Raw genomic sequence first — 23,942 nt, 5'->3', positions numbered from 1 at the left:
GTAAGGTGCTCGCAACCGGAAGGATGGCGAGTCGGGAGGGAGCCGGACATGGACGACAAGGAAACACTCCGGGTGGGCGCCGCGGTCCGCCGACAGCGCAGATCCCTGGGACTCACCCTGGCCGCGGTCGCCGCACGCAGCGGTCTGTCCGTGCCGTTTCTCAGCCAGATCGAGAACGAACGGGCCAGACCCAGCGCACGTTCCCTGGACCGGGTCGCCGAAGCCCTGGAGACCACCACCGCACGCCTGCGCGCCGCCGCGGACTCGGCGCGCGCCGTCGATGTGGTGCGCGGCGGCGAGGAGGACGGGGTACGCAGGGTGGTACGCGGCCGCCATCAGCTCAGTGCCCTGGAGTTCACCGGGGAGCTCGACCTCGGGCAGGAGTTCCAGCACCGCAACGACGAGGTGATGTACGTGGCGGAGGGCGCGGCCGAGGTGGAGGCCGAGGGGCAGGCCTACCGGCTGGAGCGCGGCGACACGCTGTTCCTCTCGGGCGGGGTGCGCCATCGCTGGCGGGCCACCGTCCCCGGCACCCGGCTGCTGGTCGTCGCGGTCGCCGAGCACATCGACGCCACGTTCGACCCCCGGCGCTGAGGCCCCACCCGGGAGGCCCCGCCCAGGAGGCGGGGGCTCGGGCGGCGTTCAGGCGGCGGGGGCCGGCGCCCGCGCGGGCACCTGCGGCGGCGCGAGCAGCACCCCGCTCAGCAGCCCGCGCACCGTACGCACCCCGGCCACGGCCCAGGCCGCCACCAGCAGCACGTACAGGGCGACGGCCAGCCAGGTGAACGCCGTCAGACCGGTGTGGCGGGCCAGACCTGCCGCACCCGTCACACACGTACCGACGGGGAAGGTGAAGCCCCACCACGTCATGGCGAAGGTCATCCCGCCCCGCACCGCCCGCACCACCATGGCGACGGACAGCGCCAGCCACAGCAGGGCGAACCCCATGACCGGCACCCCGTACAGCACCGCGAACGCACCGAGCGCCGAGGCGTACGGTGCCTGGATCGCACCCGGCGCCACATCGGCCAGCGCGTTGACCGCGGTCGTCGACTGGCCCAGCGGGCCGAGCACCAGGAACAGGGTGGGCGTCAGCGCGAGCGGCAGCGGGCCCCGGTGGACCAGACGGCCGAAGATCAGCGGCAGCATCACCAGCGTGCCCAGCAGGCTCAGCCCGAACATCGCGTAGCAGGCGAGCAGCATCGCCTCCCGCCACTGCCCCTCGGGCAGCTCCGGCACCAGCAGCGGACCGAGCGCGGCGGACACCATGGGTGCCACCACCGGCAGCAGCCACACCGGGGACGCCGTCCCGGGATCCGGCCGGTGGCGCACGATCATCAGATACGGAATCGCCACGGCCGCGGCCACTCCGGTCAGCGTGCCGGCGGTGTACAGCAGCACATCCAGGGCCAGCGCCGCCGCATGCCCGATCAGGTCCTTGCCGACGACCATTCCGGAGCCCCCGACAGCCAGCAGCGCCATCGAGAGACAGCCGTAGAACGGGGCGACCGCCGGGTCCAGCAGATGGGCGCGGGCCTGGTCGCGGTGTGCGGCCCAGTGCCCGGCGCGGGCGGCCAGCAGAGCGGTGAGCAGGACCGCGGCGAGCACCCACACCAGCGTGCAGGCCGCCCGCAGACCGGGAACGTGCACGGGCAGGGCGACACCCGCACTCGCGACGATCGAGGTGCCCATGACGGCCGCGTACCAGTTGGGACCGAGGTGCCTCAGGGCCGGCCACCGGGTGGTGCCGGAGTACCGGGGAAGGGTGTGGGTCTGCGGAAAGATGGCCATGCCACGATTCTCGGCACCCTGGTCGTGCCCCACCAGGGAGTCCCGCCCTATGAGGTCATAAGGTGGACTTATGTCCAGCGATCTTCCCGCACCGCTGTCCCACCGGGTGCCCGATCTCGGCGCGCTGGAGCTGCTGCTCGCCGTCGCCCGGCACGGCAGCCTCGGCCGGGCCGCCCGGGACGTCGGCATCACCCAGCCCGCCGCCAGCAGCCGCATCCGTTCCATGGAGCGGCAGCTCGGCCTCGCCCTCCTCGACCGCTCGCCCCGCGGGTCCCGGCTGACCGACGCCGGTGCGCTCGTCACCGACTGGGCGCGCCGCGTCGTCGAGGCGGCCGAGGCCTTCGACGCGGGCGCCCAGGCGCTGCGCGACCGCCGCGACTCCCGGCTGCGGGTCGCCGCCTCCATGACCATCGCCGAGTACCTGCTCCCGGGCTGGCTGATAGCTCTGCGCGGCGAACGCCCGGACACCGCCGTGTCGCTGCTCGCCGGAAACTCCGCGGTGGTCGCGCGAAGGCTGCTCAGCGGCGAGGCGGATCTCGGCTTCGTCGAGGGGCTCTCCGTCCCGGAAGGGCTCGACGGCACCGTCATCGCCCATGACCGCCTGGTCGTCGTGGTCGCCCCGTCGCATGCCTGGGCCCGCCGCCGCACCCCGCTGACCCCGAAGGAACTGGCCGCGACCCCGTTGATCCTGCGCGAGCACGGCTCCGGCACCCGACAGGTCCTGGACGCCGCCCTCGCCGTCCACGGCGGACTGGGCCCGCCGTTGCTGGAACTCTCCTCGACCACGGCGGTGAAGGGTGCCGCGGAGAGCGGCGCCGGGCCCTGCGTCCTGAGTGAACTGGCCCTCGGCGAGGAACTCTCGGCCCGGCGCCTGCTCAAGGTCCCGATCGCCGGGGTCCGCCTGCGCCGCCAGCTCCGCGCCGTCTGGCCCGCGGGCCACCGCCCCACGGGCCCGGCCCGCGACCTGCTCTCCCTGACACGGTCGAGCCCGGCCGGCGACTGAGGGGCACGGGTCTGCGGCGCACCGGCAGAACGGTGGCCGTCCCTCCGGCGGGGCGGCAAGGAGAACCGTGATCCACCCGCCCGCCACCGGCGTCCGCCGGCACCACATGGCGGCGCTCAATACGTCCCGGGCCGTCCAGCGCGTTGCGGCCCGTCGGCGGTGCGGCCGCCCCGGACCGGCTGCGCGGCCGGCCCACCGGACAGGAGCGGTCCCGGCGGAGCCCGGCCGTGCCCGTGGTTCAGTGCCGTGCCACGTAGTACACGTTCAGGATGTCGCCCTCGACCCGCCGGGTGTCGATCCGGCCGAATCCGGCCTCGCCGAGCATCCTCCGGGCGGTCTGCTCACCCCAGACGGTACCCAGTCCCTCACCGCCCTCACCCAGCGAGACACTCATGCAGTAGAAGACCGAGAACGTGTACAGCGCCGGGCCCAGCGGATGGTCGATGTTCTCCTCCAGTCGGCTGGACGCCGCGATGTCCCCCATCAGGAACACGCCGTCCGGTGCCAGCGCGGCGGACACGCACGCCAGCGCGCGCTCCGGCCGGGCCAGGTCGTGGATGACGTCGAACGCCGTGATCAGGTCGTAGGAGCCGGACACCTCGGCGCAGTCGCCGATGTCGAAGGCGGTGTTGGCCAGTCCCATCGAGGCGGCCTCGGCACGGGCTGCGGCGATGCCCTCCTCCGACATGTCGAGCCCCTGGAAACGGCTCGCCGGGTAGGCCCTGGCCAGCACGTTGACCGCATGACCGTGACCCGTACCGATGTCCAGCACCTCGATGCCCGCACGCAACCGCTCCGGGAGACCGGGCGCCAACGGCACGATCCCGTCCACCAGAGCCAGGTCGAAGACCTCGCCCGACTCCTCGGCCTGAAGGGACTGGAACCGCGGATACGCGGAGTACGGCAGCCCGCCCCCGGTGCGGAACGCCTCCAGAACCTGCTGCTCGACCTCGCCCATCATGCCGAAGTCCTGGGCGATCCGGGCCAGATTGTCCGGCCCGGCCGACCGCGTCAGCGAGGCGGCGTGCTCGGGCGGCAGCGCGTACATGCCCTGCTCGGGCTCGTAGTCGACGATGCCTCCGACGACCATCGCGCCCAGCCACTCCCGTACATAGCGCTCGTTCAGCCCGGCGGCCTTCGCGATCTCCCCGCTCGTGGCCGGCGCCATACCGGCCATCGTGTCGAACAGACCGCTCTGGTGACCCAGACCCGCCATCAGCCCCAGGCAGGTGTCGTTCACCACCTGGACCATGCGGCCCGCGAACGCCTCCTGTTTCACCGCATCCGGTGCTGTGACAGACATCGCTCCTCCTCTCGCCATCGGGCCACGGGAGGGGAGCGGAACAGCCGGCCGGCCGCGCTCACGGCGGGCGGCCCGACGGGACGGCGACGGATACTCTCCTTCCCGCAACGCTACGCCGCACGGCCGCCGACGGCCGCCCGGGACCGCGACCACCCCCGAGGGGATCACCGGAACACCCGCCGCCACCCTCAGCCGGCCGGTGAGGCCGCCGTCACCAAGGCCCGCATCACCCGCACGTCGTCACCCATCTCCGGATGCCACTGCACCCCGAGCACCCACCCCGGCCCCGGCAGCTCCACCGCCTCGACCGTGCCGTCCGCCGCGTGCGCCGAGGCCACCAGACCCGCGCCGAGCCGGTCCACGGCCTGGTGGTGGTACGTCGGTACGTCGCAGGGGTCCGGTACCACCGAGGCGTAGCGCGTACCCGGCACAGGAGTCACCGTGTGCCTGTCGAACACCCCTGCCGCCCCGTCGGGCCCCTTGTGGCCGTCCAGATGCTGCGTCAGCGTGCCGCCGAGCGTCACGTTCAGCAGCTGCATCCCCCGGCAGATCCCGAGCAGCGGCGTACCGGAGCTCAGCGCCGCCAGGGCCAGCGCCGCCTCCCAGCCGTCCCGCTCCGGCGCGGGCGGCCCGGTCCGGGGGTCGCGTTCCGCCTCGTACCGCGCGGGGTCCACATCCGGCCCGCCCGCCACCACCACCGCGTCGAGCCGGGCCACCACCGAAGCCGCGAGCTCCGGCGAGTCCGGCGGCAGCAGCACGGCCACCCCGCCCGCCTCCCGCACCAGCCGGGCATAGCCGGCGGGCAGCAGGGTGGCCGGCAGGTCCCAGACCCCCCAGCGGGCCGAGGCTTCCAGATAGGTACTGACACCGATCAGCGGACGGTTCAACGGACCCCTCACTTCACTCGTACGGCACGCACCGGCACCGTATCCAAATCCCTTGTGCTGCCCATAGATTTGGATCATCTGTCGGCCTGCGAGGAGAGGATCCGTCCGTGTCCGACCGAACAGCCCCGCTCGCCGTCGAGGAACTGCACCTCCTCGTCGGCAGCGGTGAGATCGACACCGTGGTCCTGGCCTTCCCCGACATGCAGGGGCGTCTCCAGGGAAAACGCTTCGCCGCCGCCTTCTTCCTCGACGAGGTCGTCACCCACGGCACCGAGGGCTGCAACTACCTCCTCGCGGTCGACACCGAGATGAACACCGTCGACGGATACGCCATGTCCTCCTGGGACCGGGGCTACGGCGACTTCGCCATGCACCCCGACCTCACCACGCTGCGCCGCGTGCCCTGGAACGAGTCCACCGTGATGGTCACCGCCGACCTCACCTGGTCCGACGGCTCACCCGTCGTCGCCGCGCCCCGCCAGATCCTGCGCCGCCAGCTGGAGCGCCTCGCGGAGCACGGCTACACGGCCCACGTCGGCACCGAGCTCGAATTCATCGTCTTCAAGGACACCTACGAACAGGCCTGGGACCGCGGCTACCGTGACCTGACCCCGGTCAACCAGTACAACGTCGACTACTCCGTCCTCGGCACCGGCCGCGTCGAGCCGCTGCTGCGCCGTATCCGCAACGAGATGGCGGCGGCCGGCCTCACCGTCGAGTCCGCCAAGGGCGAGTGCAACCCCGGCCAGCACGAGATCGTGTTCCGGTACGACGAGGCCCTGGTCACCTGCGACCAGCACGCCGTCTACAAGACGGGCGCCAAGGAGATCGCCGCGCAGGAAGGAGTCGCGCTCACCTTCATGGCCAAGTTCAACGAGCGCGAGGGCAACTCCTGCCACATCCACCTCTCGCTCCGGCCCACCGGCACACCCGGCCGCAGCGCCATGGCGGACACCGACGGCGCCATGTCCCCGGTCATGCGGCACTTCCTCGCCGGACAGCTCGCCGCCCTGCGGGACTTCTCCCTCCTGTACGCGCCGAACATCAACTCCTACAAACGCTTCCAGCCCGGCTCCTTCGCCCCGACCGTGGTCGCCTGGGGCCACGACAACCGCACCTGCGCACTCCGCGTCGTGGGCCACGGCCAGTCGCTGCGCCTGGAGAACCGGCTCCCCGGCGGCGACGTCAACCCGTACCTTGCCGTCGCCGGACTCGTCGCCGCGGGCCTGTACGGCATCGAGCACGCGCTCGAACTCCCCGAGCCGTGCGAGGGCAACGCCTACGCCGCCGCGTACGACCACGTCCCCACCAGCCTGCGGGAGGCCGCCGGGCTCTGGGAGCACAGCGGGATCGCCCGCGAGGCCTTCGGCGATGAGGTGGTGTCCCACTACCGCAACATGGCACGCGTCGAACTCGACGCCTTCGACGCAGCGGTGACCGACTGGGAACTCCGACGCTCCTTCGAACGCCTGTGAGGGCCGCCTTGATCCAAGAACACCGTGTCCTGAACCCGGCGACGGAAGAACTCGTCGCCACCGTCCCCGCGACCTCGGCCGCCGAGGCGGCTGCGGCCGTCACCCGCGCCGCCGCGGCCCAGCGGGTCTGGGCCGCCCTCGCCCCCGCCGACCGGGCGCGGCTGCTGCGCCGGTTCGCCGTCACCGTCGACTCCCACATCGAGGAGCTGGCCCGGCTGGAGGTCCGGGAGGCCGGGCACACGATCGGCAACGCGCGCTGGGAGGCCGGGAACGTCCGCGACCTGCTCGACTTCTCCGCCGGGGGAGTGGAACGCCTCAGCGGCCGGCAGATCCCCGTGCCCGGCGGCATCGACCTCACCCTGCTCGAACCCCTCGGCGTCGTCGGGGTGATCGCACCGTGGAACTTCCCCATGCCGATCGCCGCCTGGGGGACCGCCCCCGCCCTCGCGGCAGGCAACGCCGTGATCCTCAAACCCGCCGAGACCACCCCGCTGACCGCGCTCCGGCTCGCGGAACTCGCCCTGGAGGCAGGCCTTCCCGAGCACCTGTTCCAGGTGCTGCCGGGCGCGGGGGGCGTGGCGGGCAACGCCCTCGTCGAGCACCCCGGAGTCGCCAAGATCGTGTTCACGGGCTCCGGCCGTGTCGGCAGGCAGATCATGGCCACATGCGCCCGGCAGGTGAAGCGGATCACCCTCGAACTCGGCGGCAAGAGCCCCAACATCGTCTTCGCCGACGCCGACATCGAAGCCGCGGCGGCCGCCGCCCCGATGTCCTTCCTGGACAACACGGGCCAGGACTGCTGCGCCCGCACCCGGATCCTCGTCGAGCGCTCTGTGTACGACCGCTTCCTGGAGCTGCTGGCCCCGGCCCTCGCGGCGGTCGTCGTCGGCGACCCGGCCGACGAGAAGACGCGGATGGGCCCGCTCATCTCGCGCACACAGTTGGAGCGGGTGCGCGGCTACGTCCCCGAGGACGCCGCCGCGATCCGTGGCAGCGCACCCGAGGGCCCCGGCTTCTGGTTCCCGCCGACGGTCCTCACCGGCGTGCCCGAGGACGCGCCCGTCGCCACCGAGGAGGTCTTCGGCCCGGTCGCCGTCGTCCTGCCCTTCGAGGACGAGTCGGACGCCGTCCGGCTCGCCAACGCCACGGAGTACGGGCTCGCGGGCTCCCTCTGGACCCGCGACGTGGGCCGCGCGCTGCGCGTCGCGCAGGCGGTCCGGGCGGGGAACCTCTCCGTCAACTCCCACTCCGCGGTCCGCTACTGGACCCCGTTCGGCGGGTTCAAACAGTCGGGCCTCGGCCGGGAACTGGGCCCGGACGCCCTCACCGCCTTCACCGAAACCAAGAACGTCTTCCTCAGTACGGAGGCCTGAACGGTATGACCACGGACCACGGGAACATCTGCCGCCGCCTCGTCGGCCGCACCGCAGTCATCACCGGTGCCGGCAGCGGCATCGGCCTGGCCACCGCCCACCGGCTCGCCTCCGAGGGGGCGCACGTGGTCTGCGGTGACATCGACGAGACCGCGGGCAAGGCGGCAGCCGAAGCGGTCGGCGGCACTTTCGTACGGGTCGACGTCACCGACCCCGAGCAGGTCGAGGCGTTGTTCAAGACCGCGTACGACACCTACGGTTCCGTCGACATCGCCTTCAACAACGCCGGGATCTCGCCGCCCGACGACGACTCCATCCTCACCACGGGGCTGGAGGCCTGGAAGCGTGTCCAGGACGTCAACCTCACCTCGGTCTACCTCTGCTGCAAGGCCGCTCTGCCCTACATGCGGCGCCAGGGCCGTGGCTCGATCATCAACACCGCCTCGTTCGTCGCCAGGATGGGAGCGGCGACCTCCCAGATCTCGTACACCGCCTCCAAGGGCGGAGTGCTGGCCATGTCGCGCGAACTGGGCGTCCAGTTCGCCCGCGAGGGCATCCGGGTCAACGCCCTGTGCCCGGGACCGGTCAACACCCCGCTTCTTCAGGAACTGTTCGCCAAGGACCCGGAGCGCGCCGCCCGCAGGCTCGTGCACATCCCGCTCGGCCGGTTCGCCGAGGCGACCGAGATCGCGGCAGCCGTCGCCTTCCTGGCGAGCGACGACTCCTCGTTCGTCAACGCCACCGACTTCCTCGTCGACGGCGGGATCTCCGGCGCCTACGTCACGCCCCTGTAGCCTCCGGTCACTCACCACCGAACCCGGAGCGCAGCGGTGAGCGACCTGGCAACGAGCGGTGGTGGGGCGGGTGTTCCCGGCGAGGGGCATCCGCCCGATCGGTGGCAGCGAGACGGGCGGGGCGCCGGCGGTTCCGTCGCTTCCTGGGGCTGTCGGACCCGCCCGCCCGCTCAGAGGAAGGTGCGGCCCTCGCCCCGGTACGTCGGCACGGTCGCCGTGACCCGGTCGCCCTCGATCAGCTGAAGCTCGTCGAACCGCTCGCACAGCTCGCCGGCCTTCGCGTGCCGGAACCACACCTTGTCGCCGATCAGCAGATCGTCGGCCGGGGCGCCGAGCAGCGGAGTCTGCACCTCGCCGGGGCCCTCCTGCGGGTCGTAGCGCAGACCCTCCGGCAGATACGGGACCGGCAGCCGGTCCGCTCCGGCCGCACCGGACGCCGGGTAGCCGCCTCCGAGCACCGTCACCACGCCCACTCCAGGCCTGCGCACCACGGGCTGGGCGAACAGGGCCGCCGGGCGCGCGGAGAACGAGGTGTAGTTGTCGAACAGCCGCGGCACGTAGAGGCCGGAACCGGCCGCGATCTCGGTGACGGCGGGCTCCGCCGCGGTGTGCTGCACACTGCCGGTGCCGCCGCCGTTCACGAATTCCAGATCCGGTGCCACGGCCCGTACCGCCCGCACGACCTCGGCCCGGCGGGCCACCAGCTCCCGCCGGGCGGTGGCCTGCATCAGCCGGATCGCCCGGGAACGCAGCGGCCGTCCGGCGAGCGAGTCGCCCACTCCGGCGATATGCCCCTCGTACGCCATCAGCCCCACCAGCCGGAAACCGGGCCTGCGGGCCACGGACCGGGCCAGCTCGGCCAGTTGGGCGGGGGAGCGCAGCGGAGAACGCAGGGCCCCGATCCGTACCCGGCCGCCGAGCATCCGCAGCGAGGTGTCCAGCTCCAGACAGACCCGGATCTCCTCGGTGCCCCCGGCCCGTGCCGCGTCGATGAGCTCCAGCTGTGCGTGGTCGTCCACCATCACGGTCACGGCGGCGGCCAGCTTCGGGTCCGATGCCAGCTCCGCGAAGGCGGAGCGGTCGGCCGACGGGTAGGCCAGCAGGACGTCCTCGAAACCCGCCCGCGCCAGCCACAGCGACTCCGCGAGCGTGAAGGACATGATCCCGGCGAATCCGGGACGGGCCAGCACCCGTTCCAGCAGGGCACGGCAGCGCACCGATTTGCTCGCCACCCGGACGGGCTTCCCGGCCGCACGCCGCACAAGGTCGTCGGCGTTGGCGTCGAACGCCTCCAGATCGACGACGGCGACGGGGGCGTCGAGATGGGCGGTGGCCCGGTCGTAGCGGGTCCGGTCAGCGGCACGGGCAGTCATGGCCGCAGCTTGCCAGACAGCTGTACCGCTGGGTAGGGGGACGATCTGCGCAGATCGGCCCCCGTGCCTGTCCGGCGCGGCGGCCCGCTCCCACCAGGGCCTCTCCAACCCGTAGAGTGACGGGCACGCGGCGAGCAACGGGCCTGCCTGTGCGGCTGATCCGCGTGCGGTACGGAACGGACCAGGGGGGCGGATGAGTACCGAGGCGCAGCGCGCTCCCGTCCCGCCACGCCCGAGCACTCCGCCACCGCTTCCTGCGGCGCCTGCCGACCGGCCCGTGAACGCCACCCAGCCGCCCCGCCCCGAAACCCCGAAGCCGGCCACGGTCCCGGCACCGGACGGCCGGGAGGGCGAGCCCCCGGTGCGAGGCATGCGGTTCTCGGACCTGCCCAAGGCGCAGCCCCCGACGCAGGAGCCGACGCGGAAGCAGGAACAGAAGCCGGCGGAGAAGCAGGTACCGGCACCTGGACCAGCACAGACGCAGAGTTCGGCCCCGGCTCCGGCTCTGCCGCCGGTCCCGGACCCGGTGCCGGACCCGGACCCCGTCTCGCCCCGGCCGCCGGCCGTGCCCCCGCCATCGGCTCCGGGCGGGCCCCCGGCCCAGACCCCGGCTGCTTCGCCGTCCCCGGCCCCGCCCGCCCCCCAGGTGCCCGCCCCGTCCGGCGTATCCCCGGCCGCGCCGCCCCCCGTGGAGACCACCGCCCGGCTGCGCCCCGTACCTCCTGCCCCGCCGGCCGGGGCTCCCGCGTCCCGGCGGGAACCGGCGGCGCCCACCGCCCCCGCCTTCCCGGCGAGGCCGCCCGTTCAGTCCCCCGCGGCGACCCGGCGGCGGCCCGTGGGAGCCGTTGATCTCGGCGGACCGCCGACGCCGTACGGGGCAGCCGCCCCCTACGCCTACCGGCCCCCGCACACCCACCCTCCGGCCGAGACGCCGGCCGAGACCACCACCCGGCTCCGGCCCGTGCGGACCCGGCGCCCCTTCAGGGCCGCGGCGGCCGCGGTCTGTGCCGTGCTCGGGCTCGGACTGATCGGCGGGGCCGCCACCGGCAGCTGGCTCATCAGTGACTCCTCGGCCGATCCCGCGGCCCACAGCGCCTACACCGTGGGCCGGGACGCCTGGCACAGCGTCCCCGTCGACACCCTCTTCCCCCGCACGCTGAAGGGCGACGGCGCCGGACCCGGCGGCGCCGACCGGGTCTGGACCAGGGTCGCCGTGGCCCCCGACAGCGGCTGCGCGGGCGCGCTCGACCCGCTGCTGCTCAAGACGCTGAGCCCGGTCGGCTGCGCGCGCCTGCTCCGCGCCACGTACACCGACGCGACGAGCAGCGGTGTCACCACGGTCGGACTGGTCTTCACCGAGGCCGACACCGAGGCCATGCGGGCGCTGAGCACCCGCTTCGCCTCCGAGCATCTGGACACGCGCGCCGACCTGATGCCCCGCGCGTACCCGGTGAAGGACAGCGTCGCCGCCGGATTCGGAGACCGGCAGCGTGCCGGCTGGACCGTGCACGTACTGACCGAGGTACCCGTCGTGGTGTTCGCCGTGTCCGGTTTCGCGGACGGGCGAAAGGTCACCGACCCGCAGCCGGCCGAGAAGGCCATGGCGGCCGGCGCGACGACCGCCGCCGCGCAGGCCGGACTCGGACACGAGGCCAAGGGCGTGGCCGACCGGGTCGAGCGCGGACTGCGCAGGACCGTCGCCGATCTCACGGAGAAGCCCGAATGACCCGCCGCCTCCGCCCCGGCAGATTCCTCGGCGCGGTCTGCGCCGCCACCGCGTTCGCGCTGCTGCCCGCGCCCCCGGCCGGCGCGGACACCATCCGGGCCCGGCAGTGGGGTCTGGACGCCCTCCACACCGACCGGGCCTGGCAGACCACCCGGGGCAAGGGCATCACCGTCGCCGTCGTCGACACCGGAGTCGACGGCGACCTGCCCGACCTGGCCGGCCAGGTGCTTCCGGGCAAGGACATGATCGGGTTCGGCGCCGGACGCGGTGACCGGTCCTGGGCCAGGCACGGCACCGCGATGGCCGGGATCATCGCAGGCCGGGGCCACGGCAGCGGAAACGAGGAGGGGGTCCTGGGCATCGCGCCCGAGGCGAAGATCCTCCCGGTCCGGGTCATCCTCGAAGCGAGCGATCCCTCACGTGCCAAGGCCCGCAAGTCCCGGGGCACCGCGCTCGCCGACGGCATCCGCTGGGCCGCCGACCACGGCGCCGACGTCATCAACCTCTCCCTCGGCGACGACAGCGATTCCGCGCACCCCGAACCCGGTGAGGACGCCGCCGTCCAGTACGCGCTGAAGAAGGGCGCGGTCGTCGTGGCCTCGGCAGGCAACGGCGGCGAGAAGGGCGACCACATCTCGTACCCCGCCGCCTACCCGGGCGTGATCGCGGCCGCCGCGGTCGACCAGTACGGCACCCACGCCTCGTTCTCCACCCGCCGCTGGTACGCCACCGTGAGCGCACCCGGGGTCGGTATCGTCGTCCCCGCACCCGACCGCAAGTACTACGTGGAGTGGGGAACCTCCGCGGCCTCCGCGTTCGTCTCCGGCGCGGTCGCGCTGGTGCGTGCCGCGCACCCGGGGCTGACCCCCGCCCAGATCAGGAAGCTCCTCACGGACACCGCCCGCAGCTCCCCGCCCGCCGGCCGCGACGACGCCCGGGGCTACGGCATCGTCGACCCGGCCGCGGCCATCAAGGCCGGCGGTTCACTCCCTGCCGCCGGGCCGCGCGCCGACTCCGCGGCCGCCGGCTACCGCAAGCGGTACTTCGGCTCCGGGCCCACCCCGCCCCCGGCGGACGGCGGCCCCGCGGGGTGGCTGGCCCCGGCCGCGGGCGGCCTCGGCGCGGCCCTGCTGGCCCTGGCGGTCGTCCTGTGGCGCGGCCGGGGCGGACGCCCGCCCGCCTTCCGCCGCTGAACCGCCCCTTTCTGTTCCGCCCGTCCGGCGCTCGACCCGTCCTCACCCCGCCCGTCCGGCGCGCACCACCCCCACGGCCGCCTTCGCCACCGACTCGACGAGTGCGATGCCCGCCTCCTTGGTCCGCTGGCCGCCGGACAGCACGGCCACCAGATAGGTGCGCCCGCCTGCTGTCACCCGGCCGATGCTGTTGATGTTCCACAGCCCGGTGGCGGTACGGAGCATCCAGCCGTTCTTCAGCGCCCAGTCGCCGCCCGCCGCCGAGACCCCCCACCGCTGGTCCGCCTCGACCCGCGTCATCAGCCCCCGCAGATACGTCCGGGACTCCTCGCTGAGCCCGGTGCCCGCGTCCGATCCGAATACCGCCCCCAGCAGCGTCAGCTGATCGGCCGCGGTGGTCCGGGTCAGCCCCCACGCCTTCGCGGCCGTCGTCGCGGTCAGCCCGAACCGTGCGTTGGCGGCGTCGAGACCGGCCGCCCCGCCCACCGCGGCCAGCAGCGCGGTGGCGGAGTCGTTGTCGCTCCGCTCGATCATCGCGACCGCGTGGGCGCGCTCGGCCGAGGTCAGTTCGCGGCCTTCGTCCTGGGTCCGGAGCAGCAGCGCCGCGAGAATGTCGACCTTGACGATGCTCGCGGTGTCGTACGTGGCGTCCGAGCCCCCGTACACCGCACGCGTACTGCTCACGCTGTCCAGCACGGCCACCGACACGGCCGCCGTGCCCGAAGCGGACAGCAGGGGCTCGACGGCCGAGGCCAGTTCCGCGTCCAGATCCACCACCGGCTCCTCGCTCGTCGCCGCGACCGGAGCGGTCGCGGCCGGTGAGGCGGACGATACGGAAGCCGCGGCGGAGGGAACGCGATCCGGCGACCTGCCGGTCAGGTACGCACCCCCGGCGGCCGAGCCGGCCAGTACGACCGAGGCCGCCACGGTCGCGGACAGGGCGGATCTGCGGATTCTGTGTCGGGGCATGGTCCGGACGCTAGGAACCGCAGCTGAGAGGAGGCTGAGCCCGACCTGTCGGCGGGATGAGAATGCCCAGGCACTACGCTCACCCTGTGGCGCAGAAGAACATTCCGGACCCCGGATACTCCGACGACGACGGCACGGCCGACCCCGCCCTGACCGCGGCACTCGCCGCCTGGGCGGCGGACCGCGAGGCCGTCGGCCCCGTACTCGAAGCCCTCAAGGGGGCTCGTCTCCTCGTTCCCGTGGTGGCGGTCCTCGGTGAGGTCGAGGAGGACGAGAACGGCCTGCGCCGGGAGAAGACCAGCGACATGGCCGTCCCCACCCTCCAGGCCGGCGACCGCCGCGCCCTGCCCGCCTTCACCTCCACCGCTTCGCTGGCCCGCTGGGACCCGCAGGCCCGGCCCGTCGCCGTGCCCCTGCACCAGGCCCTCCAGGCAGCCGTGCACGAGAAGGCCGACACGCTGGTGCTCGACCTCGCGGGGCCGGTGGCCTTCGAGCTGACCGGTTCCGCCCTGCTCGCCCTCGCCGAGGGCCGTACCAGTGCCGACCCGCTGGACGACCCGGCCGTCACCGCGGCGGTACGTGACGCCGTCGCCGCCGAGCCCGCCGTGCTCCGCGCCCATCTCGGACCGGGCCGCGCCGACGGCACCCTGGCCCTGGTGCTGGTGGACGGCGCCGACCCCGCGGAGGCCGCCGGCCGGGTCGCGAACGCGCTGGCGGCGAACGAGGTGCTGCGCGCCCGGCTGGTCCGCGGCCTGGACCTGGCGATGCTCCCGGCCGACGCGCACACGCCCGGTGAGGCCCTGTTCACGCGCTGATCACCCGAACGGCTCAACGGGCGCAAAGCGGCCGAGAGTCGGAGAATTGCGAAGAAGTCGGACGATTGTCGATCTTCGCGAGGTGGTTGTATGCAGACGCGGACAGCGGTGTCGGAGTTCCTCGGCACGCTGCTACTGGTCTTCTTCGGCGTCGGGGCGGCGGTGCTCGGCGCCGACTACATCGGGACCGTGGGCATCGCGCTGGCTTTCGGCTTCGTCCTGCTCGCCCTCGCCTACGCGCTGGGGCCGATATCTGGCTGTCACGTCAATCCGGCGGTGACGCTGGGAATGCTGACCGCCCGGCGCATCGACGTGCGCACCGCGGTGACGTACTGGATCACGCAGCTCCTCGGAGGCATCGCCGGTGCCGCCCTGCTGTTCCTGCTCGCCAAGCAGGTGCCGGGGCTGAAGACGAGCGGGAAGTTCGGCAGCAACGGCTACGGCGACCGGTCGGACGTGCACCTCAACGTCGGCGGCGCCTTCCTCGCCGAAGTGATGCTCACGTTCCTCCTGGTGTTCGTCGTGCTCGCGGTGACCCACAAGGTCGCCGTCATCGGCTTCGACGGGCTCCCCATCGGCATCTCGCTCGCGGTGATCCATCTGGTCGGCATTCCGCTCACCGGCACCTCGGTCAATCCGGCACGGAGTCTGGGCCCGGCCCTGTTCGCGGGCGGCGCGGCGCTCTCCCAGCTCTGGCTGTTCCTGGTGGCGCCACTGGTCGGCGGGGTGATCGCGGCGCTCGTGCACCGGCTGACCCACCCCCTCCCCGGGCGGGAGGAGCGGCCGGTCCAGGTCTGATCCCCGCCCTACCCGCCCGTGAGCCCCCTGCCGGATCCGGCAGGGGGCTCACGGGCGGGTAGGAACGGAAGGGGCGGGCGAGCTCAGCCGAAGACCGGGCCGGTGTACTTCTCGCCGGGGCCCTGACCGGGCTCGTCCGGTACGAGCGAGGCCTCGCGGAACGCGAGCTGCAGGGACTTCAGGCCGTCACGCAGCGGAGCCGCGTGGAAGGAGCTGACCTCGGTGGTGCTCGCGTCCAGCAGGCCGGCCAGCGCGTGGACCAGCTTGCGGGCCTCGTCGAGGTCCTTGTGCTCGTCGCCGTCCTCGGTCAGTCCGAGCTTGACGGCGGCGGCGCTCATCAGGTTGACCGCGACCGTCACGATCACCTCGACGGCGGGCACCTCCGCGATGTCGCGGGCCATCTCGTCGAAGCCGGGGGAATCACTGGTGGGGGTCGCGTCACTCATGCGCCATACGATAGGCCCACGCCGGGCCCGCTCCGTCTGCGGGAGTGCGTGAGACATCGGGTTAGCGCACCGGTCGTCGAGCTGCTAACCTTGTGTAACGACCGGCTGGGTGCCTATGTGCCCGGCCCACAAGTGGAGGCTCCGATCTCCCACCTGGCCGTCCTCAGGACGGCGGGTCACCGGTCAGGCAGCGCCCATCGTTCCGTACGGACGATGGAGCTGCCCGATACGCCCCGCGGTTGACCGCGGCGGTGTTCCGGTTGTTCATGGAGCCCCGCCTGTGTCCCGGCGGGGCATTTTTCATGGTCCCGCACGGTTGGTCTGTCGAAACAGACGTTACGTGGCTGTCTGCCAGGCGGCCGCGTGGTGCTACCGAGGAGGATCCATCAGCGCCGAGCCCCGCATCAACGACCGGATTCGCGTACCCGAGGTGCGACTTGTCGGTCCCAGCGGCGAGCAGGTCGGGATTGTTCCGCTTGCCAAGGCCCTGGAACTCGCACAGGAGTACGACCTCGACCTGGTCGAGGTGGCGGCTACCGCCCGTCCGCCCGTGTGCAAGCTCATGGACTACGGGAAGTTCAAGTACGAGTCGGCCATGAAGGCCCGTGAGGCGCGCAAGAACCAGGCGCACACGGTCATCAAGGAGATGAAGCTCCGGCCGAAGATCGACCCGCACGACTATGACACCAAGAAGGGTCATGTCGTCCGGTTCCTCAAGCAGGGCGACAAGGTCAAGATCACGATCATGTTCCGTGGTCGTGAGCAGTCCCGCCCCGAGCTGGGCTTCCGACTGCTCCAGCGTCTCGCTTCGGACGTGGAGGAACTCGGCTTCATCGAGTCCAACCCGAAGCAGGACGGCCGGAACATGATCATGGTTCTTGGCCCGCACAAGAAGAAGACCGAAGCCATGGCCGAGGCCCGCGAGGCCCAGGCCGCCCGCAAGGCGGGGCGTCAGGGTTACACCCAGGACGACTCCGAGGCCGCGGACGAGGCTGCCGAGGCTCCGGCCGAGGCGACCTCGGAGGCTCCGGCCGAGACACCCTCCGAGGCGTGACCTCAGGGGGCAGCCATCCAGGCGCCCCCCGGGTCCCCCCGGAGTCCCACCAAGATCTGACGCCCCTGCAGTCCGGTGCCCGCACCGAGAGGGGCGCCACTGACGAGGAGAGAACGGCGCGATGCCGAAGAACAAGACGCACAGCGGTGCCAGCAAGCGCTTCAAGATCACCGGCTCCGGCAAGGTGCTCCGTGAGAAGGCCGGCAAGCGCCACCTGCTCGAGCACAAGTCGTCCAAGAAGACCCGCTCGCTGACCGGCACGGTCGTCGTGGCTCCGGCCGACGCCAAGAAGATCAAGAAGCTTCTCGGCAAGTGAGGCCGTCGTCCCCGGTGACACCGGGGACGCGCCCTCGATCCGACCGGGACCAATTCGTTTCCGGGCCGTGTGAGTACGACCACGGCCCCGCTACAAGGAGTTAACAAGTGGCACGCGTCAAGCGGGCAGTCAACGCCCACAAGAAGCGCCGGGCAATTCTCGAGGCCGCCAGCGGTTACCGCGGTCAGCGCTCGCGCCTGTACCGCAAGGCCAAGGAGCAGGTCACCCACTCCCTGGTCTACAACTACAACGACCGCAAGAAGCGCAAGGGTGACTTCCGTCAGCTGTGGATCCAGCGCATCAACGCCGCTGCCCGCCAGAACGGCATGACGTACAACCGCCTCATCCAGGGTCTGAAGGCCGCCAACATCGAGGTGGACCGCAAGATCCTGGCCGAGCTGGCCGTCAACGACGCCAACGCGTTCGCGACCCTCGTCGAGGTTGCCCAGAAGGCCCTCCCGAGCGACGTCAACGCCCCGAAGGCCGCCTGATCCAGGCCGCACTTCTTGGCTTTTGAGCCGGACCCGCAGGCGCTCGCCGTCTGCGGGTCCGGTGCGTTCACCACCCGGACGTTCCCCGTCATGCAGAGAGGCTCGCCGCCGACATGGGCACCCCCGAACTGATCTCCCCGCGTTCGCCGCGGGTCGCTGCCGCCCGGCGGCTGGCCAGGCGCAACTTCCGCGGCAAGGAGCGCATGTTCATCGCCGAGGGGCCGCAGGCCGTGCGCGAGGCCGCGGACCACCGCGGCGCCGACGGCCGGCCGACCCTGACCGAGCTCTTCGCCACCGTCGAGGCCGCCGAGCGCCACGCGCCCATCATCGACGCGGCGTACGACGCGGGCGCCCGGGTACACCTGGCCGACAGCGAGGTCCTGGCCGACGTGTCGCAGACCGTCACCCCGCAGGGCCTGATCGGCGTCTGCCACTTCCTCGACTCGCCCTTGGAGTCGATCCTCGCCGCCCGGCCGAAGCTGGTCGCGGTCCTGGCGAACGTCCGCGACCCCGGGAACGCCGGTACGGTGCTGCGCTGCGCCGACGCCGCGGGCGCCGACGCGGTCGTCCTCACCGACGCGTCCGTGGACCTGTACAACCCCAAGTCCGTACGCGCCTCCGTCGGTTCGCTCTTCCACCTGCCGGTCGCCGTCGGCGTGCCCGTCGAGCAGGCCGTACAGGGGCTTCGGGACGCGGGCGTACGGATCCTGGCCGCCGACGGCGCGGGCGAGGACGACCTCGACGACGAGCTGGACGCCGGCACCATGGGCGGACCCACCGCCTGGGTCTTCGGCAACGAGGCCTGGGGCCTGCCCGAGGAGACCCGGGCACTCGCCGACGCCGTCGTACGCGTCCCGATCCACGGCAAGGCGGAGAGCCTCAACCTCGCCACCGCGGCCGCCGTCTGTCTGTACGCCTCCGCGCGCGCCCAGCGCCCCCGCCGCACCACCGGCTGAACCCTCTGCGCTCCCCGGCCCTTGCCACCGCAGGGTGTCGCACCGTCACCGTCGACTAGTAGGGTGACGAACTCGGGGGCCCACTGCACCGGTTCGAGAGGTGGGGTACGGGAATATGGCTGTCGGCATGAGCGGACCGCGGGCGACACACGCGACCGTCGTGCGCGCAGACGAGGACCCGGAGGGTGTCACCGCCGGTGGCATCGGTTCCGGGGGCCAGGCGCTGGATCCGGACGACCTTCCCGACGGGCTGGTCGTCGCGGACGAGACCGGCCGGGTCATCTGCTTCAACGCCGCCGCCGCACGCATCACCGCCGTGCCCAGGGCCGCGGCCCTCGGACGCCCGCTGGAACACGCACTGCCGCTGGAGGACCTCAAGGGCCGCCGCTGGTGGGAGCTGACCGATCCCTACGGTGGCCTCGCCACCCGGGTCGGCCAGCCCGAACGCAACCTCCTGCTGCCCGGCGGCCGTGAGGTCCTGGTCTCCGCCCGCTTCGTACGCGAGAGCCCGACCGGCCCCGTGCGCCGGCTGGTGGTCAGCCTGCGCGGCACCGAGGCCCGTCGGCGGACCGAACGCAGCCACGCCGAGCTCATCGCGACCGTCGCCCACGAGCTGCGCTCGCCGCTGACCTCAGTGAAGGGCTTCACCGCCACGCTGCTGGCCAAATGGGAGCGGTTCACCGACGACCAGAAGCGGCTGATGCTGGAGACCGTCTACGCCGACGCCAACCGGGTCACCCGCCTGATCACCGAGCTCCTGGACATCTCCCGGATCGACTCCGGACGTCTGGAGGTGCGCCGCCAGCCCGTGGACCTCTCCGCCGCCGTGGAGCGCCACATCCAGGCACTCACCGCCTCCGGCCAGGACCCCGGCCGGTTCCTCGTCCGCACCTTCCAGCCGCTGCCCACCGTGTGGGCCGACCCGGACAAGGTCGACCAGGTGCTCGGCAACCTCCTGGAAAACGCGGTGCGCCACGGCGAGGGAACCGTCACCATCGAGGTGGCACCGGCGAAGAGCGACGAGAAGGGAACGGCGGTCACCGTGAGCGACGAAGGCCCCGGCATCCCCGAGGAGTCGATGGGCCGTGTCTTCACCCGCTTCTGGCGGGGGAGCAAGCGCGGTGGCACCGGCCTGGGCCTCTACATCGTCAAGGGCATCGTCGAGGCCCACGGCGGCACGATCACGGTCGGGCGAGGCCCCGGCGGCGGCGCCGAGTTCCGATTTATTCTGCCCGTGAGCACGCCGGCCTATCTGGCCTGAGCGGCCCACGGGCGCCCCATACATCCCGCGGCCCGTAGACTCGACCTTTGGCACCTTTGTGTCCTCCAGCCGTCGAGCGGGGCCGCGGAGGCCCGGGGGTATCCCCCGGTAAGCGCAGTACCAGCCAATCGGAAGTACGGGAAGAGATGTCGGCACCGAACAAGTCGTACGACCCAGTCGAGGTAGAGGCACTGAAACCGGAAGAGATCGAGCGCATCCGGGACGAGGCGTTCGCCGCCTTCGCCGCCGCGGGCGACCTCGACGCGCTCGCCCAGGCGAAGACCGCGCACACCGGTGGTACCTCGCCCCTGTCACTCGCCAACCGCGAGATCGGCGCGCTGCCGCCGCAGGCCAAGGCCGAGGCGGGCAAGCGCGTGGGCCAGGCCCGCGCCGCCGTGGGCAGGGCGCTCGCCGCCCGCCAGGCGGAACTGGAGGCCGAGCGGGACGCCCGGGTCCTGGTCGAGGAGGCGGTGGATGTCACGCTGCCCTACGACCGCACCCCGGCCGGTGCCCGCCACCCGCTGACGACGATCATGGAGCGCGTCGCCGACGTCTTCGTGGCCATGGGCTACGAGATCGCCGAGGGCCCCGAGGCCGAGGCCGAGTGGTTCAACTTCGACGCCCTGAACTTCGTGCCCGACCACCCGGCCCGGCAGATGCAGGACACCTTCTTCGTCGAGGGCGCCGACGGCGCGAAGACCGACGAGTCCGGTGTCGTCCTGCGCACACACACCTCGCCGGTCCAGGCCCGCACCCTGCTCGACCGCGAGCCCCCCGTCTACGTCGTCTGCCCCGGCCGCGTCTACCGGACCGACGAGCTCGACGCCACGCACACCCCGGTCTTCCACCAGATCGAGCTGCTCGCCGTCGACGAGGGCCTCACCATGGCCGACCTGAAGGGCACCCTCGACCACATGGTCCAGGCGCTCTTCGGACCGGACATGAAGACCCGGCTCCGGCCGAACTTCTTCCCGTTCACCGAGCCGTCCGCCGAGATGGACATGGTCTGCTACGTCTGCCGCGGCGAGTCCGTCGGCAACCCCGACCGCCCCTGCCGCACCTGCGGCAGCGAGGGCTGGATCGAGCTCGGCGGCTGCGGCATGGTCAACCCCAAGGTGCTCATCGCCTGCGGCGTCGACCCCCAGAAGTACAGCGGATTCGCCTTCGGGTTCGGCATCGAGCGGATGCTGATGTTCCGCCACAACGTAGAAGACATGCGAGACATGGTCGAAGGCGACGTCCGGTTCACCCGGCCCTTCGGGATGGAGATCTGATGCGCGTCCCGCTTTCCTGGCTGCGGGAGTACGTCGACCTGCCGCCCACCGAGACCGGCCGTGACGTACAGGCCAAGCTCGTCGCCGTCGGCCTGGAGGTCGAGACGGTCGAGCAGACCGGTGCCGGCCTCAAGGGCCCGCTGGTCGTCGGACAGGTGCTGACCATCGAGGAGCTGGAGGGCTTCAAGAAGCCCATCCGCTTCTGCACGGTGGACGTCGGCACCGCCAACGGCACCGGTGAGCCGCAGGAGATCGTCTGCGGAGCCCGTAACTTCGCCGTCGGCGACAAGGTCGTCGTGGTCCTGCCCGGCGCCGTGCTGCCCGGTGACTTCGCGATTGCCGCGCGCAAGACCTACGGCAAGACCTCTCACGGCATGATCTGCTCGACCGACGAGCTCGGCATGGGCGACGACGGCACGCACGGCATCATCGTGCTGCCGCCGGAGCACGAGGCGGGCACCGACGCGATCGAGCTGCTCCAGCTCGTCGACGAGGTCCTCGACATCGCGGTCACGCCCGACCGCGGCTACTGCCTGTCGATGCGCGGTGTCGCCCGCGAGACCGCCATCGCCTACGGCCTGCCGCTGCGCGACCCGGCGCTGTTGGACGTGCCCGCGCCCAACGCGTACGGCTACCCGGTCAAGGTCGCCGACCCGATCGGCTGCTCCCGCTTCACCGCACGCACCGTGGTCGGTCTCCAGCCCGAGGCCCGGTCCCCGATCTGGCTGCGGCGCAGGCTCCAGAAGGCCGGTATGCGGCCGATCTCGCTCGCCGTCGACGTCACCAACTACGTCATGCTCGAACTCGGCCAGCCGCTGCACGCCTACGACCGGACCCGCATCGACGGTCCGATCGGGGTGCGCCGCGCCGAACAGGGCGAGAAGCTCACCACGCTCGACGGCACGGTCCGCGTCCTGGACGCCGCCGACCTCGTCATCACCGACAACCGCGGGCCGATCGGCCTGGCGGGCGTCATGGGCGGTGCCAACACGGAGATCGCGGACGCCGCCGAAGGCACGCACACCACCGAGGTCGTCATCGAGGCCGCGCACTTCGACGCGATCTCGATCGCCCGGACCGCGCGCCGCCACAAGCTCGCCTCCGAGGCGTCCAAGCGCTTCGAGCGCGGCGTCGACCCGCAGGCCGCCGCCGCTGCCGCGCAGCGCACCGTCGACCTGCTGGTGCTGCTCGCCGGTGGCACCGCAGAGGCGGGCGTCACCGAGGTGAGCGCCCCCTCCGGCCCCCGCACCATCACGATGGCGGCCGACCATCCGGACAGGGTGGCCGGTGTCGCCTACGGCCGCGAGACCGTCGTGCGCCGCCTCCAGGAGGTCGGCTGCGACGTCTACGGGCAGGACGAACTCCTCGTCACCGCCCCGTCCTGGCGGCCCGACCTGAACGAGCCGAACGACCTCGCCGAAGAGGTCATCCGGCTGGAAGGGTACGAGAACCTCCCGTCCACGCTCCCCACGCCGCCCTCCGGCCGGGGGCTCACCGACCGCCAGCGGCTGCACCGCAGGGTCGGCCGGGCACTCGCCGGCGCCGGCTACGTCGAGGCGCTGAACTACCCGTTCACCGGCGAGGCGGTCCTGGACCAGCTGGGCCTGGCGGCGGACGACGCCCGCCGCCGCACGGTCAGGCTCGTCAACCCGCTCTCCGACGAGGAGCCGTCGCTGCGCACCACGCTGCTGCCGGGCCTTCTCGGCGCCCTGCGGCGCAACGACGGGCGCGGCAGCCACGACCTCGCGCTCTTCGAGACCGGTCTGGTCTTCCGGCCCACCGGACAGGAGACGAAGCCGGTCCGGCTGCCCGTCGACCGGCGCCCCTCCGACGAGGAGATCGCCTCGCTCGACGCGGCCCTGCCGCGTCAGCCGCGCCGCGCCGCCGTCGTCCTCGCGGGCGCCCGCGAGCAGGCCGGCTGGTGGGGCAAGGGCCGCCCCGCCGACTGGGCCGACTCCGTCGAGGCCGCCCGGACCGTCGCCCGTGAGGCCGGTGTCGACCTCACGGTCCGCGCCGACCAGCACGCGCCGTGGCACCCGGGCCGCTGCGCCGCACTGTATGTGAAGGTCAACGGCGAGGAGACCCTCTTCGGGCACGCAGGCGAGCTGCACCCGCGCGTCATCAAGGAACTCCACCTCCCCGAGCGCACCTGCGCCATGGAGGTCGAGCTCGACGTCCTGGAGCAGGCCGTGGACGGTGCTCTCCAGGCACCGCGGATCTCCACCTTCCCGGTGGCGACCCAGGACGTCGCACTCGTCGTCGACCAGGGCGTGCCCGCCGCCGACGTGGAGCGGGCGCTTCGCGACGGCGCGGGTGAACTCCTTGAGTCGCTGCGGCTGTTCGACGTCTTCACGGGCGAGCAGATCGGCGAGGGCCGCAAGTCCCTGGCGTACGCGCTGCGGTTCCGAGCCGCGGACCGCACTCTGACCGTCGACGAGGCGAGCGCGGCCCGCGACGCGGCGGTGGCCCTGGCCGCCGAGCGTACGGGCGCGGTGCTGCGCGGCGCGTAACAGCCCGCCCGCACAGGAGGAGGGGCGTATCCGGCCACCGGACACTGTTGGCCAATGCCTCTTCGTCGTGACGTCGGCCTGATCCATCTCGTTGGTGGGTCAGGCCGACGTTGTGTTTGGGGTGGGTGGATGTC

At 72.5% G+C, this 23,942-nt stretch carries 22 protein-coding genes; 16 read left to right on the top strand and 6 right to left on the bottom strand.

Annotated features, from left to right (window positions below; all coding sequences use genetic code 11):
* Positions 1–48 precede the first annotated feature (48 nt).
* Positions 49–594 carry a helix-turn-helix domain-containing protein gene (locus tag ACZ4LX_RS22600; protein ID WP_467648037.1) on the top strand — a complete coding sequence of 182 codons (546 nt, stop codon included), beginning with the start codon at positions 49–51 and terminating at the stop codon, positions 592–594.
* Between the two features lie 48 nt (positions 595–642).
* Here the strand turns inward: ACZ4LX_RS22600 and ACZ4LX_RS22595 are convergent, their stop codons facing one another.
* Positions 643–1,791, bottom strand: a complete 1,149-nt coding sequence (locus ACZ4LX_RS22595; protein ID WP_467648040.1) for a TDT family transporter — start codon at positions 1,789–1,791, stop codon at positions 643–645.
* A 70-nt stretch (positions 1,792–1,861) separates the two neighbouring features.
* Between ACZ4LX_RS22595 and ACZ4LX_RS22590 the strand changes: the two genes are divergently transcribed.
* Positions 1,862–2,794, top strand: a complete 933-nt coding sequence (locus ACZ4LX_RS22590; protein WP_467648043.1) for a LysR family transcriptional regulator — start codon at positions 1,862–1,864, stop codon at positions 2,792–2,794.
* Between the two features lie 238 nt (positions 2,795–3,032).
* Here ACZ4LX_RS22590 and ACZ4LX_RS22585 read toward each other — a convergent pair whose 3' ends face one another.
* Together ACZ4LX_RS22585 and ACZ4LX_RS22580 are read right to left on the bottom strand one after the other, a co-directional pair.
* Positions 3,033–4,097: a class I SAM-dependent methyltransferase gene (locus ACZ4LX_RS22585; protein ID WP_467648048.1), complete on the bottom strand. Its 1,065-nt coding sequence runs from the start codon at positions 4,095–4,097 to the stop codon at positions 3,033–3,035.
* Between the two features lie 188 nt (positions 4,098–4,285).
* Positions 4,286–4,984, bottom strand: coding sequence for a gamma-glutamyl-gamma-aminobutyrate hydrolase family protein (locus ACZ4LX_RS22580; protein ID WP_467648051.1), 699 nt, complete (start codon positions 4,982–4,984; stop codon positions 4,286–4,288).
* A gap of 107 nt (positions 4,985–5,091) precedes the next feature.
* On the opposite strand from ACZ4LX_RS22580, the gene ACZ4LX_RS22575 reads away from it, so the two are divergent.
* The 3 genes from ACZ4LX_RS22575 to ACZ4LX_RS22565 are packed head-to-tail and all read left to right on the top strand — an operon-like array spanning position 5,092 to position 8,626.
* Positions 5,092–6,459, top strand: a complete 1,368-nt coding sequence (locus ACZ4LX_RS22575) for a glutamine synthetase family protein (protein WP_467648056.1) — start codon at positions 5,092–5,094, stop codon at positions 6,457–6,459.
* Between the two features lie 8 nt (positions 6,460–6,467).
* Positions 6,468–7,832, top strand: coding sequence for an aldehyde dehydrogenase family protein (locus ACZ4LX_RS22570; RefSeq protein ID WP_467648060.1), 1,365 nt, complete (start codon positions 6,468–6,470; stop codon positions 7,830–7,832).
* Positions 7,833–7,837: 5 nt separating this feature from the next.
* Positions 7,838–8,626, top strand: coding sequence for a 3-oxoacyl-ACP reductase (locus tag ACZ4LX_RS22565; protein WP_467648065.1), 789 nt, complete (start codon positions 7,838–7,840; stop codon positions 8,624–8,626).
* 170 nt (positions 8,627–8,796) lie between these two features.
* On the opposite strand, the gene ACZ4LX_RS22560 is transcribed toward ACZ4LX_RS22565, so the two are convergent.
* Positions 8,797–9,999: an amino acid deaminase/aldolase gene (locus tag ACZ4LX_RS22560; protein ID WP_467648068.1), complete on the bottom strand. Its 1,203-nt coding sequence runs from the start codon at positions 9,997–9,999 to the stop codon at positions 8,797–8,799.
* Positions 10,000–10,960: 961 nt separating this feature from the next.
* On the opposite strand from ACZ4LX_RS22560, the gene ACZ4LX_RS22555 reads away from it, so the two are divergent.
* Positions 10,961–11,725, top strand: coding sequence for a hypothetical protein (locus ACZ4LX_RS22555; RefSeq protein ID WP_467648146.1), 765 nt, complete (start codon positions 10,961–10,963; stop codon positions 11,723–11,725).
* Positions 11,722–12,918, top strand: a complete 1,197-nt coding sequence (mycP, locus tag ACZ4LX_RS22550) for a type VII secretion-associated serine protease mycosin (protein ID WP_467648073.1) — start codon at positions 11,722–11,724, stop codon at positions 12,916–12,918. Before ACZ4LX_RS22555 ends, mycP begins: the two co-directional genes overlap by 4 nt.
* 42 nt (positions 12,919–12,960) lie before the next feature.
* Here mycP and ACZ4LX_RS22545 read toward each other — a convergent pair whose 3' ends face one another.
* The gene (locus ACZ4LX_RS22545; protein ID WP_467648077.1) at positions 12,961–13,887 is read right to left on the bottom strand and encodes a serine hydrolase; all 927 of its coding nucleotides are present in this window, start codon (positions 13,885–13,887) and stop codon (positions 12,961–12,963) included.
* 86 nt (positions 13,888–13,973) lie between these two features.
* Here ACZ4LX_RS22545 and ACZ4LX_RS22540 point away from each other — a divergent pair, with 86 nt between their 5' ends.
* Positions 13,974–14,702: an SseB family protein gene (locus tag ACZ4LX_RS22540; protein ID WP_467648082.1), complete on the top strand. Its 729-nt coding sequence runs from the start codon at positions 13,974–13,976 to the stop codon at positions 14,700–14,702.
* 90 nt (positions 14,703–14,792) lie between these two features.
* On the top strand, positions 14,793–15,500 hold the full coding sequence (locus tag ACZ4LX_RS22535) for an MIP family channel protein (protein ID WP_467648087.1): 708 nt from the start codon (positions 14,793–14,795) through the stop codon (positions 15,498–15,500).
* An 83-nt stretch (positions 15,501–15,583) separates the two neighbouring features.
* On the opposite strand, the gene ACZ4LX_RS22530 is transcribed toward ACZ4LX_RS22535, so the two are convergent.
* The gene (locus tag ACZ4LX_RS22530; RefSeq protein ID WP_467648091.1) at positions 15,584–15,946 is read right to left on the bottom strand and encodes a DUF1844 domain-containing protein; all 363 of its coding nucleotides are present in this window, start codon (positions 15,944–15,946) and stop codon (positions 15,584–15,586) included.
* A gap of 340 nt (positions 15,947–16,286) precedes the next feature.
* On the opposite strand from ACZ4LX_RS22530, the gene infC reads away from it, so the two are divergent.
* From infC to pheT, 7 genes are all read left to right on the top strand, one after another.
* On the top strand, positions 16,287–17,000 hold the full coding sequence (infC, locus tag ACZ4LX_RS22525; RefSeq protein ID WP_467648096.1) for a translation initiation factor IF-3: 714 nt from the start codon (positions 16,287–16,289) through the stop codon (positions 16,998–17,000).
* A gap of 121 nt (positions 17,001–17,121) precedes the next feature.
* A complete protein-coding gene (gene rpmI, locus ACZ4LX_RS22520) occupies positions 17,122–17,316 on the top strand; it encodes a 50S ribosomal protein L35 (RefSeq protein ID WP_030918579.1) in 195 nt (64 codons plus the stop codon).
* Positions 17,317–17,423: 107 nt separating this feature from the next.
* On the top strand, positions 17,424–17,807 hold the full coding sequence (gene rplT, locus ACZ4LX_RS22515; RefSeq protein ID WP_073737428.1) for a 50S ribosomal protein L20: 384 nt from the start codon (positions 17,424–17,426) through the stop codon (positions 17,805–17,807).
* A 113-nt stretch (positions 17,808–17,920) separates the two neighbouring features.
* Positions 17,921–18,763 carry a TrmH family RNA methyltransferase gene (locus tag ACZ4LX_RS22510; protein ID WP_467648104.1) on the top strand — a complete coding sequence of 281 codons (843 nt, stop codon included), beginning with the start codon at positions 17,921–17,923 and terminating at the stop codon, positions 18,761–18,763.
* Between the two features lie 115 nt (positions 18,764–18,878).
* Complete coding sequence (locus ACZ4LX_RS22505; protein ID WP_467648106.1) at positions 18,879–20,024, top strand: sensor histidine kinase; 1,146 nt, start codon at positions 18,879–18,881, stop codon at positions 20,022–20,024.
* 146 nt (positions 20,025–20,170) lie between these two features.
* Positions 20,171–21,298 carry a phenylalanine--tRNA ligase subunit alpha gene (gene pheS, locus ACZ4LX_RS22500; RefSeq protein WP_467648109.1) on the top strand — a complete coding sequence of 376 codons (1,128 nt, stop codon included), beginning with the start codon at positions 20,171–20,173 and terminating at the stop codon, positions 21,296–21,298.
* Positions 21,298–23,808 carry a phenylalanine--tRNA ligase subunit beta gene (gene pheT / locus ACZ4LX_RS22495; RefSeq protein WP_467648113.1) on the top strand — a complete coding sequence of 837 codons (2,511 nt, stop codon included), beginning with the start codon at positions 21,298–21,300 and terminating at the stop codon, positions 23,806–23,808. Before pheS ends, pheT begins: the two co-directional genes overlap by 1 nt.
* Positions 23,809–23,942: the final 134 nt, after the last annotated feature.

It is taken from the genome of Streptomyces sp. NPDC026062 (assembly GCF_055568375.1).
The sequence above is the reverse complement of the archived record's forward strand: the minus strand, read 5'-3'. Positions and strand labels throughout refer to the sequence as shown.

Coding starts and splice junctions, on each gene's coding strand:
- ACZ4LX_RS22600 (WP_467648037.1), top strand. CDS start 49: ATGGACGACAAGGAAACACTCCGGGTGGGCGCCGCGGTCCGCCGACAG.
- ACZ4LX_RS22595 (WP_467648040.1), bottom strand. CDS start 1,791: ATGGCCATCTTTCCGCAGACCCACACCCTTCCCCGGTACTCCGGCACC.
- ACZ4LX_RS22590 (WP_467648043.1), top strand. CDS start 1,862: ATGTCCAGCGATCTTCCCGCACCGCTGTCCCACCGGGTGCCCGATCTC.
- ACZ4LX_RS22585 (WP_467648048.1), bottom strand. CDS start 4,097: ATGTCTGTCACAGCACCGGATGCGGTGAAACAGGAGGCGTTCGCGGGC.
- ACZ4LX_RS22565 (WP_467648065.1), top strand. CDS start 7,838: ATGACCACGGACCACGGGAACATCTGCCGCCGCCTCGTCGGCCGCACC.
- ACZ4LX_RS22560 (WP_467648068.1), bottom strand. CDS start 9,999: ATGACTGCCCGTGCCGCTGACCGGACCCGCTACGACCGGGCCACCGCC.
- mycP (WP_467648073.1), top strand. CDS start 11,722: ATGACCCGCCGCCTCCGCCCCGGCAGATTCCTCGGCGCGGTCTGCGCC.
- ACZ4LX_RS22545 (WP_467648077.1), bottom strand. CDS start 13,887: ATGCCCCGACACAGAATCCGCAGATCCGCCCTGTCCGCGACCGTGGCG.
- ACZ4LX_RS22535 (WP_467648087.1), top strand. CDS start 14,793: ATGCAGACGCGGACAGCGGTGTCGGAGTTCCTCGGCACGCTGCTACTG.
- ACZ4LX_RS22530 (WP_467648091.1), bottom strand. CDS start 15,946: ATGAGTGACGCGACCCCCACCAGTGATTCCCCCGGCTTCGACGAGATG.
- rpmI (WP_030918579.1), top strand. CDS start 17,122: ATGCCGAAGAACAAGACGCACAGCGGTGCCAGCAAGCGCTTCAAGATC.
- ACZ4LX_RS22510 (WP_467648104.1), top strand. CDS start 17,921: ATGGGCACCCCCGAACTGATCTCCCCGCGTTCGCCGCGGGTCGCTGCC.
- ACZ4LX_RS22505 (WP_467648106.1), top strand. CDS start 18,879: ATGGCTGTCGGCATGAGCGGACCGCGGGCGACACACGCGACCGTCGTG.
- pheS (WP_467648109.1), top strand. CDS start 20,171: ATGTCGGCACCGAACAAGTCGTACGACCCAGTCGAGGTAGAGGCACTG.
- pheT (WP_467648113.1), top strand. CDS start 21,298: ATGCGCGTCCCGCTTTCCTGGCTGCGGGAGTACGTCGACCTGCCGCCC.